Origin of the sequence: Azospirillum sp. B4 (assembly GCF_000333275.1) — a bacterium.
Taxonomy (GTDB): domain Bacteria; phylum Pseudomonadota; class Alphaproteobacteria; order Azospirillales; family Azospirillaceae; genus Nitrospirillum.
Map to the genome: position 1 here is coordinate 17,887 of NZ_BACU01000708.1, position 13,548 is coordinate 31,434.

15 protein-coding genes and 1 pseudogene are annotated in these 13,548 nt (G+C 69.5%); 12 read left to right on the top strand and 4 right to left on the bottom strand.

All coding sequences use genetic code 11. The annotated features are described in order from the left end of the window. Positions 1-80 precede the first annotated feature (80 nt). The 9 genes from pncA (at position 81) to I55_RS33770 (ending at position 7,083) form a co-directional block, all read left to right on the top strand. Positions 81-740, top strand: a complete 660-nt coding sequence (gene pncA / locus I55_RS31835; RefSeq protein ID WP_044564745.1) for a bifunctional nicotinamidase/pyrazinamidase — start codon at positions 81-83, stop codon at positions 738-740. A 182-nt stretch (positions 741-922) separates the two neighbouring features. Then, complete coding sequence (locus I55_RS31840; RefSeq protein WP_044564753.1) at positions 923-1,654, top strand: glycosyltransferase family 2 protein; 732 nt, start codon at positions 923-925, stop codon at positions 1,652-1,654. A 3-nt stretch (positions 1,655-1,657) separates the two neighbouring features. After that, positions 1,658-1,993: a lipid-A-disaccharide synthase N-terminal domain-containing protein gene (locus I55_RS31845; protein ID WP_083901604.1), complete on the top strand. Its 336-nt coding sequence runs from the start codon at positions 1,658-1,660 to the stop codon at positions 1,991-1,993. Positions 1,994-2,008: 15 nt separating this feature from the next. Then, positions 2,009-3,829: a glycosyltransferase family 39 protein gene (locus I55_RS31850; RefSeq protein WP_049974710.1), complete on the top strand. Its 1,821-nt coding sequence runs from the start codon at positions 2,009-2,011 to the stop codon at positions 3,827-3,829. Then, complete coding sequence (locus I55_RS33765) at positions 3,826-4,407, top strand: phosphatase PAP2 family protein (RefSeq protein ID WP_049974711.1); 582 nt, start codon at positions 3,826-3,828, stop codon at positions 4,405-4,407. The genes I55_RS31850 and I55_RS33765 overlap by 4 nt, the downstream gene beginning before the upstream one ends. Next, the gene (locus I55_RS39640; RefSeq protein ID WP_376739219.1) at positions 4,353-4,505 is read left to right on the top strand and encodes a hypothetical protein; all 153 of its coding nucleotides are present in this window, start codon (positions 4,353-4,355) and stop codon (positions 4,503-4,505) included. The genes I55_RS33765 and I55_RS39640 overlap by 55 nt, the downstream gene beginning before the upstream one ends. Positions 4,506-4,524: 19 nt before the next feature. After that, positions 4,525-4,992, top strand: a complete 468-nt coding sequence (locus tag I55_RS31860; protein WP_044564746.1) for a RidA family protein — start codon at positions 4,525-4,527, stop codon at positions 4,990-4,992. 130 nt (positions 4,993-5,122) lie between these two features. After that, positions 5,123-6,346, top strand: a complete 1,224-nt coding sequence (locus I55_RS31865) for a GNAT family N-acetyltransferase (protein WP_049974712.1) — start codon at positions 5,123-5,125, stop codon at positions 6,344-6,346. Then, positions 6,343-7,083, top strand: a complete 741-nt coding sequence (locus tag I55_RS33770; protein WP_083901606.1) for an alpha/beta fold hydrolase — start codon at positions 6,343-6,345, stop codon at positions 7,081-7,083. Before I55_RS31865 ends, I55_RS33770 begins: the two co-directional genes overlap by 4 nt. On the opposite strand, the gene I55_RS31875 is transcribed toward I55_RS33770, so the two are convergent. Continuing rightward, complete coding sequence (locus I55_RS31875) at positions 7,084-7,860, bottom strand: sulfite exporter TauE/SafE family protein (protein WP_044564747.1); 777 nt, start codon at positions 7,858-7,860, stop codon at positions 7,084-7,086. Positions 7,861-7,957: 97 nt separating this feature from the next. Further along, positions 7,958-8,725 (bottom strand): LuxR family transcriptional regulator, encoded by a 768-nt coding sequence (locus I55_RS33775; RefSeq protein ID WP_049974714.1) that lies wholly within the window; start codon positions 8,723-8,725, stop codon positions 7,958-7,960. Between the two features lie 130 nt (positions 8,726-8,855). On the opposite strand from I55_RS33775, the gene I55_RS33780 reads away from it, so the two are divergent. Both I55_RS33780 and I55_RS31890 read left to right on the top strand, forming a co-directional pair. Next, positions 8,856-9,485, top strand: a complete 630-nt coding sequence (locus tag I55_RS33780) for an acyl-homoserine-lactone synthase (protein ID WP_083901607.1) — start codon at positions 8,856-8,858, stop codon at positions 9,483-9,485. 13 nt (positions 9,486-9,498) lie between these two features. Beyond that, complete coding sequence (locus I55_RS31890; protein ID WP_044564748.1) at positions 9,499-10,854, top strand: cytochrome P450; 1,356 nt, start codon at positions 9,499-9,501, stop codon at positions 10,852-10,854. A 113-nt stretch (positions 10,855-10,967) separates the two neighbouring features. Here the strand turns inward: I55_RS31890 and I55_RS31895 are convergent, their stop codons facing one another. Next, a complete protein-coding gene (locus I55_RS31895; RefSeq protein ID WP_049974716.1) occupies positions 10,968-12,185 on the bottom strand; it encodes a cyclopropane-fatty-acyl-phospholipid synthase family protein in 1,218 nt (405 codons plus the stop codon). A 14-nt stretch (positions 12,186-12,199) separates the two neighbouring features. Further along, positions 12,200-13,060 (bottom strand): DUF1365 domain-containing protein, encoded by an 861-nt coding sequence (locus tag I55_RS31900; RefSeq protein ID WP_044564749.1) that lies wholly within the window; start codon positions 13,058-13,060, stop codon positions 12,200-12,202. A gap of 221 nt (positions 13,061-13,281) precedes the next feature. Here I55_RS31900 and I55_RS38045 point away from each other — a divergent pair. Then, positions 13,282-13,548: pseudogene (locus tag I55_RS38045) on the top strand (hypothetical protein); the annotation flags it as partial.

The following is a 13,548-nucleotide window of genomic DNA, read 5'->3' on the forward strand; positions in this document are numbered from 1 at the left end:
TCAGCCCTCCCGAATCTCGGTTCGGGGGGGCTTTTTCATGTACGATGTGTTGCAGGTTCATTGAAAAGCCAGGTTGCCCCATGCTCGCCGACACCGACGCCCTGATCCTCATCGACATCCAGAACGACTTTTGCCCGGGCGGCGCCCTGGCGGTCGCGGATGGCGATGCGGTGGTGGAACCGGCCAACGCGCTGGCGGCCCATTTCGGCACCGTGGTCCTGACCCAGGACTGGCACCCGGCCGGCCACCGCTCCTTCGCCAGCGCGCATCCAGGCCGCCGCACCTTCGACATGGTGCAGATGCCCTATGGCCCGCAGATGCTGTGGCCGGACCACTGCGTCCAGGGGACGACTGGCGCCGCCTTCCACCCCGGCCTGGCCCCGGCGGTGGAGAAGGCGCAGCTGATAGTGCGCAAGGGTTTTCGGCCCTTAATCGACAGTTATTCGGCCTTTTTCGAGAACGACCGGGTGACCCCCACCGGCCTGGCCGGCGCGCTGCGCGAACGCGGGGTGCAGCGGCTCTACCTGGCGGGCCTGGCCACCGACTATTGCGTGGCCTATTCCGCCACCGACGCTGCCCGCCTGGGGTTCGAGACCCTGATCGTGGAGGACGCCTGCCGCGCCATCGACCTGCACGGGTCGCTGGCCGCCTCCCGCCGGGACTGGACGGCGGCCGGCGTGCGCAGCGTCGGTTTGGCCGATGTGCTGGTCCTGGCCGCGCCGCTGGCCTCCGTCGCCTGACGGCAACCGCACTTTTTCCCGACCATCCGATCGTGGCGCCCAGCCGCAGGGCACCCCTGCCTTGGGCGGCTGCCCCCACGCGGCCGCCCTTGTTGACGCTGGCCGCAAACTGTAGCTTTCTGCCCCAAATGATCCGGGGCGCCTCCGCCAAGGCGCCGGCCCGGCCTGTTTGTACGCCCTCCGTGCCCCGAGGTGATGGGTTTGCGCTACACCATCCTGATTCCGTCCTGAACGAGCAGGGGAACATCCTGCCGCTCCTGGAAGAACTGCAAGCCGTCGCCCCCTACCCCGGGGACTATGAGGTCCTGTTCGTCGACGACGGCAGCACGGACAACACGCCGGTGGAATTGCAGCAGGCCAAGGCCAAGTACCCCTTCGTCCGCGTCATCCGCCACGGCAAGCGCGCCGGCAAGAGCCGCGCCATCCGCACCGGCTGCCATGCCGCCAGGACGGACTGGATCATGATGGTCGACGGCGACATGCAGAACGACCCCCGCGACATCGCGCCCATGCTGGCGGCGGTGGAACGCGATCCGGAGGTGAAGGTGGTGTGCGGCATCCGCCGCCGGCGTGACGACACCCTGGCCAAGAAGATCACATCGCGCCTGGGCAACGGCATCCGCCGGTCGCTGCTGCGCGACGGCTGTCCGGATACCGGCTGCGGCTTCAAGCTGGTGCACCGCGCCGCCATGCTGGAGCTGCCGCAATTCGACGCCATCCACCGCTTCATCCCCACGGTGGCGACATACAGCGGCTGGAAGATGGCCAACGTGCCCATCAACGACCGCAAGCGCCACGCCGGCCGGTCCAAGTACACCAACATCGGCCGGGCGGCCGTGGGCTTCTTCGACCTCCTGGGCATGCTGTGGATGCTGCGGCGGAACACCATGCCCGGCACGGCGCGGGAGGTCTGACCCATGGTGTGGGATCATATCGCGCAGTTCCTGATGCACTGGTGGCAGGAAGCGCTGGGCAAGAACGGCTGGATCGCGGCCTTCGGCCTGTTCGGCCAGGCCATGTTCATGTCACGCTTCATCGTGCAGTGGATTTCCAGCGAGCGCGCGGGGCGCAGCGTCGTGCCGGTGGCCTTCTGGTATTTCAGCCTGGCGGGCGGCAGCCTGGTGCTGCTGTACGGCCTGCTGAAACCCGACCTGGTGATCATCGCCGGTCAGATGCCGGGCCTGGTGGTCTATGCCCGCAACCTGCACCTGATCCATAAGCACAAGCGCGCCGAAGCCGCCGCCGCGACCTGACGGGACGCCCGATCCATGAACGACACCTTCCGCCCCGCCGTCCTGCGGCCCGTACACTATGTGATCCTGGCACTGCTGGCGCTGGCCACCTTCCTCCCGGGCTTCACCACCATCCCCCCCTTCGACCGGGATGAGAGCCGCTTCGCCCAGGCCTCACGGCAAATGATGGAGACGCGCGACCACGTCTCCATCCGTTTCCAGGATGAAGCGCGCAACAAGAAGCCGGTGGGCATCTACTGGCTGCAGAACGCCACGGCGACGGCGGTGCAGGCCATCACCGGCGATCATGACCCCGAGACCACGCCCATCTGGGCCTACCGCCTGCCCTCCCTCATCGGCGCCGTCACCGCCGTGCTGCTGACCGCCTGGGCGGGGCAGCTGCTGTTCGGCGCCACCGCCGGCTTCGGCGCCGCCCTGTTGATGGCCGTCAGCGTGCTGCTGAGCGTCGAGGCGCGCATGGCCAAGACCGACGCCGTGCTGCTGGCCACCGTAGTGGCCGCCATGGGCGCCCTGGGCCGCGTCTACCTGGATCGGCGCAAACCCTTGCCCCCCACCTGGGGCCTGACCTTGACCTTCTGGGTCGCCATCGGCGTGGGCATCCTGATCAAGGGTCCGGTCATCCTGCTGCCGGTTCTGGGCAGCATTGTCACCCTGGGTTTCGCCGACCGCGACTGGTCCTGGCTGAAGGGCCTGCGCCCCCTGCCGGGCATCGCCATCGTGCTGGCCATGGTGCTGCCCTGGCTGGTCGCCATCACCATCGCGACCAAGGGCCAGTTCTTCGCCGATTCCATCGGTCACGAATTCCTGGGCAAGGTCGGTTCGGGCCAGGAGAAGCACGCCGGCCCGCCGGGCTATTACCTGGTCACCTTCTGGCTCAGCTTCTGGCCGGGCAGCCTGCTGGTGGGCCTGGGCGCCGCCTGGGCCTGGCGCCGCCGCCATGACGACGCCGTGCGCTTCTGCCTGGCCTGGATCGTGCCCACCTGGCTGATCTTCGAGGCGGTGGCGACGAAGCTGCCCCACTACGTCCTGCCCACCTTCCCCGCCCTGGCCTTCCTCGGCATGGCCGCGCTGCTGTCGCGCGTCGACGCCAAGGCGGCGGCGGAGCGCGCGGCCAACCGCAACCTGACGCGGGAAGAGCGCAAGCCCACCGTGGCCGGCCGCATCGGCCGCTGGGCCGTCATCATCCTGTATCTGGTGATCACCGTGGCCCTGGCGTTGCTCGGCGCCGGCGCGCCCCTGCGGCTCGAGGGCACCAACCTGCCGGCGGGCTTCGTCGCCGGCGGCCTGGCGCTGGTCACCGGCATCGCTTTCGTGGTGCTGGAGCGCATCGGCTGCCTGAAGCGGCTGACCCTGGGGGTCGCCGCCGGCGGCGCCTTGAGCATGATCAGCATCCTGGGCCTGGTCATGCCCAGCCTGAAGGCCATGTGGCTGAGCCCCACCATCGCCCAGGCCGTGGCCGACCACCGCCTGTGCCCCACCACCGTGCTGGCCGCCGCCGGCTATACCGAGCCCAGCCTGGTCTTCCTGGTGGGCACCAAGACCAAGCTGGGTGAACCGGAGATGGTGGCCAACCACCTGGCCGACGACCCGTCCTGCGGCCTGGCCCTGGTGCGCGACAAGGAGGAGCCGGCCTTCGCCGCCCAGCTGGCGGCGCGCGGCCTGGCGCCGGAATTGATCAAGCACTTCCGCGGCTTCAACTATTCCCGCGGCAACTGGGCCAACCTGGCGCTGTATCGCGCAGGGGCGCCGGTGAACGCCCCTGCGGCCGAACCGGCACAGCAACCAGCGCCCCAGCCCGCATCGGAGCAGCCGGCACCAGCGACGCCGCAGCCGTGACCCGGCCGGCCCTCTTCCTCGCCTTAGGCGGTTTCCTGATCCTGGAGGCGGCCCTGGTGCTATGGGTCGACCGCCCCTTCACGCTATGGGCGGCAGGGCTCACGCCCATGGTGAGGAATGTGAGCCGCCACCTGACCCTGGCGGGCGACAGCTTCTACAGCCTGCTGCCCCTGGGCCTGGCGGCGATCGCCCTGGCGGTGGCGCGACTGCGGGCCACGGGCGACAGGCGCCGGCATCTCAACCGCCAGTTCGCCATGGTGGCCTTCGTCTTCCTGGCCGTCGCGCTGTCGGGCCTGGCGGTGGACGGCGTCAAGGCCGTGGTGGGCCGGCCCCGGCCGCAACTGTTTCTGACCGACGGCAGCTATCTGCCCCAGCCATTCCACATGGGCTTCCGCTATTATTCCTTCCCATCCGGCCATGCCAACACCCTGGTGGCGCTGGCTCTGGCGGCGGGATGCCTGTGGCCCAGGCACGCCTGCCCCTGCTGCTGCTGGCCTGCGCGCTGGCCACCACGCGGCTGTGGCTGGGCGCCCATTATCCATCCGATGTGCTTGCGGGCATGGCCGTGGCGGTTGTGACCACCCGCCTGCTTCACGCCAGCTTCACACGACGCGGCTGGCTGGCAGCGCGCGATGGGGTTATGGTCGCGCATCGCGAAATACGACAACAATCTTGACCCAACATAGGAGGAAGACATGGCCGGCCGTATCGACGCCCGTCTGAAAGAACTCGCCATCGAGCTGCCGACCCCGGCCATCCCGGTGGCGGCCTATGTCCCGGCCGTGCGCACCGGCAACACCCTGTTCCTGTCCGGCCAGGTGCCGTTCTGGAACGGCGAGCTGCGCTGCGTCGGCAAACTGGGCGACGGCTTCACGGTTGAGCAGGGCGCTGAGGCCGCGCGCCTGTGCGCCCTGAACCTGATCGCCCAGGCCAAGGCCGCCCTGGACGGCGACCTGGACCGGGTGGTGCGCGTGGTGAAGCTGGTGGGCTTCGTCAACTCCACCGGCGATTTCACCGACCAGCCCAAGGTGATCAACGGCGCCTCGGAAACCTTCGTCCAGGTGTTCGGCGACGCCGGCCGCCACGCCCGCTCCGCCGTCAGCGCCTCGGCCCTGCCGCTGGGCGTGGCCGTGGAAGTGGAAGCGATCCTGGAAGTGGCGTAAGTCTTTTTCGCCCTCAGTCGCCGGGCGCCAGCGTCCGCTGGCTTGGCTTTATGAGGTACGCACGCCCTTGTTAAATGCCCGCCGGCACCCGACTATTAACGTCGGGTGCCGAACGGATTGGGGCAGCGCGATGGCGGATGGTGACAAGGATTGGACGGCGGGCCTGAAGGTCGGCGTGGCGCCGCACATCGACGCGCTGGATGCCACGGACTGGAACCGGCTGGCGGCTAGCGACGCCTATCCCGGCCACCCCTTTACCCGCCACGCCTTCCTGCGCATCCTGGAGGACAGCGGCTCCGTCGGGCGCAAAACCGGCTGGCTGCCGCAGCACCTGACGGTGCGCGACGCCCAGGGCCGCCTGGTGGGGGCGGCACCCATGTACCTGAAGTCGCACTCCTACGGCGAATACGTCTTCGACCAGGGCTGGGCCAACGCGTATGAGCGCGCGGGCGGCGATTATTATCCCAAGCTCCAGGTCTCCATCCCCTTCACGCCGGTGACCGGCCCCCGGCTGATGGCGGATCCCGGCTGTCCGGATCCGGAGGGGGTGCGCCGCCTGCTGATCACCGCCCTGCGCCACGCGGTGACGGACAACAAGCTGTCGTCCGTCCACGTCACCTTCCCAACCCCGGAAGATCGCGCCGCCCTGACCGGCGCCGGCTGGCTGGACCGCCACGGCCTGCAATACCATTGGGAAAACCGGGGCTATCGCGACTTCGCCGATTTCCTGGCCGCGTTCAGCAGCCGCAAGCGCAAGGCGGTGCGCAAGGAGCGGCAGGCCGTGGCGGACAGCGGGGTGGAGGTGCTGACCCTGACCGGCGACGACCTGAAGGAAGAGCACTGGGACGCCTTCTTCCGGCTGTACAACGCCACCAGCGACCGCAAATGGGGCTCCGCCTACCTGACGGAGGATTTCTTCCACCGGCTGGGGGCGGAGATGGCCGACAGCGTGGTCCTGGTCATGGCCCGCGACCCGGCGCGCCCTGACGCCCGGGGGCGCCCCGCCTGGGTGGGAGGCGCCTTGAACCTCATGGGTGACGATACCCTGTACGGCCGCAACTGGGGCTCCGCCGGCGATTACCCCTTTCTTCATTTCGAGGCTTGCTACTACCGCGCCATCGAGTTCGCCATCGCGCGCGGCCTGAAGCGGGTCGAAGCCGGCGCCCAGGGCGAACACAAGGTGCAGCGGGGATACCTGCCGGTCACGACATACAGCGCCCACTACATCGCCAACCCTGGCCTGCGCCACGCCGTGGCCGATTTCGTGGCGCGGGAACGCGAGGGCGTCGCCGCCGATATCGAGGCGCTGATGGCCGAGAGCCCCTACCGCCACGTCGACGGCGGCACGGAATGAACACGGTCCACCGGTTGAGCGTGGGCGCCCACGGCCTGAGCGTCCTGGCCGCAGGCCCCGACCCGGTGGAACAGGCGGTGCGCCCCGTCGTCCTTGTGCATGGCACGCCAGGCAGCGCCGGCGGCTGGCGCTGGTTCCTGGGCCATGGGCCCCAGGGCCTGTCGCTGCTGGCGCCCGACCGCCCGGGCTTCGGCCATAGCGCGCCGAGGGAAGCGTTGATCGGCCTGAAGGCCCAGGCCGGGCGGCTGGCGCCGCTGCTGTCGCTGAATCCCGCCAACCCGCCGGCCATCCTGGTGGGCCATTCCATGGGCGGCCCGGTGGTGGCCCGCTTGGCGCTGGACCACCCCGACCGGGTGGCGGCCCTGGTGCTGGTGGCCACCTCCTTCGATCCCGCGCTAGAGCACCAGCATCCCTTGCAGCCCTGGGCGGACCGGGAGCCGTGGCGCCGCCTGCTGCCCCGCCCCTTGCGCAACGCTAACAGGGAACTGCTGACCATCGTGCCGGAACTGCGCGCCCTGGCGCGCGACCTGGGCCAGCTGCGCTGTCCCGTCGTCATCCTCCACGGCACGGCCGACCGGGAATCGCCCTACGGCAACGTCGCCTATCTGCGCCACCATCTGATCCAGGCCACGGTGGAGGTGCGGACGCTGGACGGCGCCGGCCACTTCCTGCCGTGGACGCGCCGCCGCGATGTGCTGGCCGCCATCGAGCGGGCACGGGCGCTGTGCGCCGCCTGATCAGAACGGGGCGCGGTCCAGCACGCCGAAGGCCAGGCTGAACAGCAGGACAGCGTTCAGCAGCATCAGGGGCGGCGTGACCCAGGCGGCGTAGCCGCCGAACTGCCGGCCCACCGCCCGGCCCGCCACCGCCACGGTCATCAGGCTGGGCATGGTGCCGATGGCGAAGGCCCCCAGCACCAGGGCACCCCCCAGGGCGGAGCCGCTGCTGACCGCCGCCGCCAGGGCTGCGTAGACCATGCCGCAGGGAATGAAGCCCAGCAGCACGCCCAGGAAATAGCCGTTGATGCCGCGTGGGTCCGCGAACAGCGGGCGCAACGGCCGCGCCAGCATGGCCGTCAGGCGTGCGGCCCCGGCCGTGCCCAGGCTGAAGCGGCCGCCGGGCAGCAGGCGCAGCAACCGGGGTGCCACACGGCCCAGCCCAGCCAATCCCTGACGCAGGAACAACGCCGCCGCCACCCCCAGGAACAGGGCCAGCAGCCAACGGTATTCGGTGGCCTGGACCACCAGGCCGGACAGGCCGCCAGCCACCGCCCCTAGGCCGGCGTAGGTGGTCATCCGCCCCAGGTGATAGGGCAGCAGCAGGCCGCCGGCGGCCCGCACCAGCGCCGGGCCCCCCTTCCCGCCCGATTGCGCCCCCACCTGCGCCAGGACGAAGGGCCCGCACATGCCGACGCAGTGGCCGAAGCCACCGGTCAGCCCGGCCATGAACACAGCCGCCATCAGGGCCGGCAGGCTGAGAGGCGCGGTTTGCAGCATGGACAGGTGGTCGTGCATGGCGGGACATCCGGATCAAGATCTGCCCCCAGTCATAAATCATGCGCCGGCCGCATCACTTGATCCGGATCAGTCGTGCCCCTCTTTAAGCAGCTTCCTAAGGAGCGATCAGCCGCAGTTGGACCGCCACGGCGATGGCGTGGAACTTACTGTGCACGCCCAGTTTCCGCATGGTGTTGGTCAGGTGGAATTCCACCGTGCGGTCGGACAGGCCCAGGATGTCCGCCGTTTCCGCCCGCGTCTTGCCCCGGCAAGCCCACACCAGGCACTCCCGCTCCCGGTCCGTCAGGGAGGGCGGAACCAGCGGCGGTGGCGTCACGTCGTGGCGCAGTTCCAGCGCCCGTTCATGGTAGAAGGCGCCGGCCAGACGGAGCCAGGCGGGCCGGTGTTCCGACCGCGCCAGCAACACCGGATCCTGACGCCAGAACAGGCTGATCAGGGCCGAGGCCGGGAAGCCGTGGCCATCCACCGCATGCAACGGCAGCACGAAACCCTGGCGGTAGCCGAAATCCCGGGCGATATCCATCACCTGCCGCGCCCGGTTGCGCGCCCCGCGCCCGCCACCCCGGGGCGGGCGGTATTCGGGCACGTCGGCCCAGGTGAAGGGGGTATTGGTGGTGGCGGCCCGGTTCACCACCGGGTCGTACCCCAGAAGATCCTCCGCCAAATACGTCTCCAGGAAATCCTGGCGCAACGACGTTTGGTAGAATGGAACAGGTTCGTCAGCAATCGGAAGGCGTCGGACGTCCACGTAACTGGCCGCTTCGTACCCCAAATCGCCGACAAGCCGATCCAGGACCCGCTTCAGTTCATCCAGCGTGCGCGCCGCCGCGAACGCCGACAACATGTCCTCGATTTCTCGCATGGCCTTCTCTTCATCGCAGGGGGATGCCTCGACACGGCCGGCGTGAGGAAATACCTCGGCATTCGCCCAGCTTTTTCGAAGCTCCTAACGATGGCGTACTGACCCCGGAAATGGCGGGCGGAGTTGGACCATGTCATCGTTACGCGTCGTGAGTTTTTCGGGCCCGGACTCGCCGGAACTCCTGGCCCAGGCCTGGCGGCTGCGGCATCGAGTTTTTCGCGAAGGCCTAGGCTGGGACGTGGCCTCGGTCGACCTGCTGGAGTTCGACGGGTTCGACAGGAAGGCCTGGCACTGCGCGGCCCTGCAAGGGGGCCGCATGGTGGGGTACTGGCGGGCGCTTCCCACCACCGAGCCCTATCTGCTGGAGCGCGACTTTCCCATGCTGTTGGGGGACGGACCACCGCCGCGGTCGCCCGACATCTGGGAAATCAGCCGTTTCGTCATCTGCCCCGACGTCGCCAACCGACGCGACGTGGGCAAGGTGCTGGTCCAGGCCATTGGCGCCTTCGGCCTGGGTCGCGACGCCCGCCGCCTGATCGCGGTGGTGGAGCCCGCCTTCGGCCGCTTCGTGCGCCTGTGCGGCCTGCCGGTGGTGGAGGAGACGGCCCCCATCCACGTCGGCCAGGGGCACAAGGGCGACATCCACGCCGTCATCATCGCCCTGGACGTGCCGGCCTACGCGGCACGGCATCCGGCGGCGACAGCGTCCACCATGATCCTGCCGGAAACGGCCACCGGCGCCGACAACCGCGCCGCCTGACGGAGATCCCACCATGACCATCCTGGCCCGCCTGCGCGACCGCGCGCAGCGTACCCTGCTGGGCGACCTGCCCGACTTCGCCGCCGATCCCATCGGCTTCGTCGAGCGCCGGGGCATCGGCGCCCAGGCGCCGGTGGCCCTGCGCCTGGGCCCCAAGCCCGCCTTCCTGATCAGCCATCCGGCGGGCTTCCAGCGGGTGCTGGTGGAGAACCGCGACGCCTATGGCAAAGGGGCGGAGCAGGCCCGCCTGAGGCCGCTGTTCGGCGATGGCATGGTCACCGCCACCGGCCCCCGGTGGGAAGCGGCCCGCCAGGCCGCCAAGGCCGCCTTTTCGCAGAGCCGCCTGAACCACGGCCTGGAATTGGCGCTGTGCGTCCTGGCGCAGCAGGCGGGACGCCTGGCCCAGGCCGATGGGGCGGAGATCGACCTGCATGGCCTGATGGGGCGCCTGACCATGCGCATGGTGGTGGCGGCCCTGTTCCATGAGCGGCTGGACAACGGCGCCAGCGCCGACGCCATCTACCAGGCCGGCTGCGTCGCCCACCGCCACCTCAGCCTGTCCATGTGGCGGCTGGTGGACCTGGACCTGTACCTGCCCACCCGCCAGGGCCGCTCCTTCCGCGCCGCGATCGCCGAGATGGAGCGCCAAATCGAAGGCTTCGCCCAGGCGCCCAAGGGCTTCCTGGCCGCCCTGCACCCGCTGGTGGCGGAGTACGGCCCGGCCGTGATGCGGGACGAGGCCATCACCGCCCTGGTGGCCGGCTTCGAGACGACGGCCACCGCGGGCTGCTGGCTGGCCTACGCCCTGGCCCAGCGGCCGGACCTGGCCGCTTGGCTGCGGCAGGAGGTGGAGGAGCGCCTGCCCGCCGATGGGGAGCTGCGCCCCGGCCTGCTGCGCGACCTGCCCCGCACCCGCGCCCTGGTGCAGGAGGTGCTGCGCCTCTACCCCTCCGCCTGGTGGTTCGCCCGCACGGCGCTGGCCGACGACGTGGTGTCCGGCGTGCGCATTCCCAAGGGCGCTTCCATCCTGCTGTGCCCCTGGGCCCTGCATCGCCAGCCGGCGCAATGGGACGACCCGCTGGCCTTCAACCCCGGCCGCTTCCTGGAGGACGGCCCATCCGGGAAGAATGGGCCGGACAAATTCGCCTACGTGCCCTTCGGCGCCGGGCCGCGCGCCTGTATCGGCGCGCAGCTGGCGACGGCGGAGCTGACGGCGTTGGCCGCCATGCTGGTCACGACCTTCGACATCGAGGCGTTGTCCGGCCCCCTGGCGGCGCAGATACCGGAAGGCGGCGTCACGCTGGGCGCCCCCCGCGCCGGCATGCGGGTGCGGCTGTCGGTGCGCGCGCCCCTGCGCAAGGTGGCCTAAGCAGACTTTCCGAACTCCGCCCACACATGGGCGGGCTCGGAAATCTGCTGAACTATAGAGTCTGCAGGTTTCTCCAGGCCGGGCCATGTGTGGCCCGATCTGGAGGAACCTGCTTAGGAAGGGCGCAGGCGATAAAGGCCGACGTCGATCACCCCCGCCCGGAAGCCGGCCTCGCAATAGGCGAGGTAATAATCCCATAGGCGCTGGAAGCGGACCGGAAAGCCCTGGGCCTGGATGGCGGGCCAGGCGGCGTGGAAGCGGCGCCGCCACTCCTCAAGCGTCCGGGCATAACTGTCGCCGAACGTCAGCGCCGTCTCCAGGGACAGGCCCGCGGCCGCGGCCTCCTTCGCCAGGCGGCCGGGCGAGGGCAGCATGCCGCCGGGGAAGACGTGCCGCTGTATGAAGTCAACCTCGCGCCGGTACCGGTCGAACCGGGCATCGTCGATGGTGATGACCTGCAGCACCGCGATGCCGTCGGGCGCCAACCGCTGACGCAGGGTACGGAAATACAGGGGCCAGTAGCGTTCGCCCACGGCCTCGAGCATCTCGATGGACACAATGCGGTCGTACGTGCCGGTAACGTCGCGATAGTCCTGCAACCGCAGGTCGGCGCGGCTGCCCAGATCCGCTTCGATCAGCCGGTCCTGCGCCGCCGCCAGTTGCGCCGGCGACAAGGTCAGGCCCGTGATGTGACAGCCCCTGCGGGCCACCTTCTCCGCCAAGCCGCCCCAGCCGCAGCCGATCTCCAGCACCTTCTCCTGCCCGCTGAGGTCCATCAGACGCAGGATACGGTCCAGCTTCGCGTCCTGCGCCGCCTCCAGCGTCTGCCCCGCATCCTCGTAGAGGGCTGAGGAATAGGCCATGCCGGGATCCAGCCAGAGGGCGTAGAAATCATTGCCCAGGTCGTAATGGGCCATGATGTTGCGCCGGCTGCCGGTCCGGGTGTTGGCCCGGCGGCGATGTTTGATCCAGTTGAGCGCACGGGCCGGCAACGTGCCGCCCAAGGCGGCATCCAGGCCGGCGATATTGCGCGCGGCAAGCTCAAGCAGGGCAGGCAGGTCGGGGCTGGACCAGTCCCCATCGGCATAGGCTTCCGCGAAGGCGATGTCCCCGCCGGTGACCAGCCGCCACAAGGCGCGCCAGCGACGCAGGATCAGCACGCCGTGCGGTCCGTCCGTCAGGGCCACGTGCGTCTGCGAGGTTCCGTCCGGCAACTCCACGGTCACTTGGCCAATGGTCAGGCGTGCCATCGCCCGCGTCAGGACCGGGGCGGCCAGACGCCGAAGGATTTGGGGGGAGTCCTGGCGATCCAGGGGGGTGTCGAGCGACATGGAGCGCAGAGGTCCTATTGGCCGGTCTTGAGGGGGGAGACGATGGTGGCGGCGGTCGCCGGGGGCGGTGGGCTGCGGCGGAAGCCCACCCCTTTGAGGAACAGGCGCAACGCTTCCCAATGGATGGCGGCCACCACTTTCCAAGTCAGCAGCGGCTGCGCCAGCCACGCCGCCAGCAGCCCCGCGTCGGTCAGGTCGCGGCGGCGGCCCGCGAAGCAGGCGGAAAGCAGGGGCACCCTCCGGTCCGGCGCCCGGGCCTGGATGGCCACCGTCAGGCCATCGGCCGGGCGCGAAACGCGGAATTCGTACCGCATGTCCAAGTCCAGGAAGGGCGAGACATGCAGGTGCTTGGTGCAGGCCTGCCGCACCACGCCATCGGGCGGAACCGCCCCGGAAACCGGGATGACGTAGCTGTGGCGCTGGCCGAAGGTGTTGTTGACCTCATGGACCAGGGCACACAGCGTGCCGTCCCGGCGATGGCAAAAATAGATGCTGATGGGGTTGAAGACATGCCCCAGCACACGCGGCATGCACCACAGCCGGATGGCTCCGCCGTCATAAGCTGCTTCCGTGCCCTCCAGCAGGCGGGCGATCTGCCCCGGCAATGGCTGGCCGCTTCCATCGCCATGGTCCGCGTCATGGAAGGACAGCAGATTGAAGCGGTTATGGGAAAACAGGCGCAACCGCCGATGCAGCCCCGGCAGTTCGTCCAGGTCCACCAGCAGGGACCAGACGCGATAGCGCAAATGGTGCTGGCGCGGCCAGGTGCGGCGATGCGCGACCCAGCCGCTGTAAAGGGCGCTGTCCCACCGGTCGGCCGCCCCTTCCGGAGGATCATCCCCCCGGCAATCCGCCCACGCCCCTGAAGCCCGCATCGCACCCGTCCAGTTAAAGCTTGCGGTCCTTATACGACCCGGGGTGAATACTGGATCAGTGGGCACCGCGACTGATCCAAACCGGTCGCGGCCCCGTATAGAAGGGCATGCATGACGCGAATGACCTCAGGACGCCCTTTCCAACCCACCGCCGCCTCGCGGCGGGCCGGCGGGGCGCGCTCCTTGCCCGCCCCTGCCCGCCAGCTTCCCGGGCCGGCCCCGTGACCGGGACCGACGGTACGCCCGTTCCGGAGGATCGCGCGCCGGTATCGGCGGTCCCCACCAGTGCCCCATTGGCCGTCGACGACATTTTCGTCCGGCACCTGCGTGCCATCGCCACCAGCAGCGACCGAGCCGCCTTCGCGGCTGTGTTTCGTCATTATGCGCCTCGTGTCAAAAGGTATCTGATGACCACCGGCCTGCCGGCCATGGAGGCCGAGGAATTGGCCCCAGGAGGCCCTGCTGACCGTTTGGCGCAAGGCCGCCTT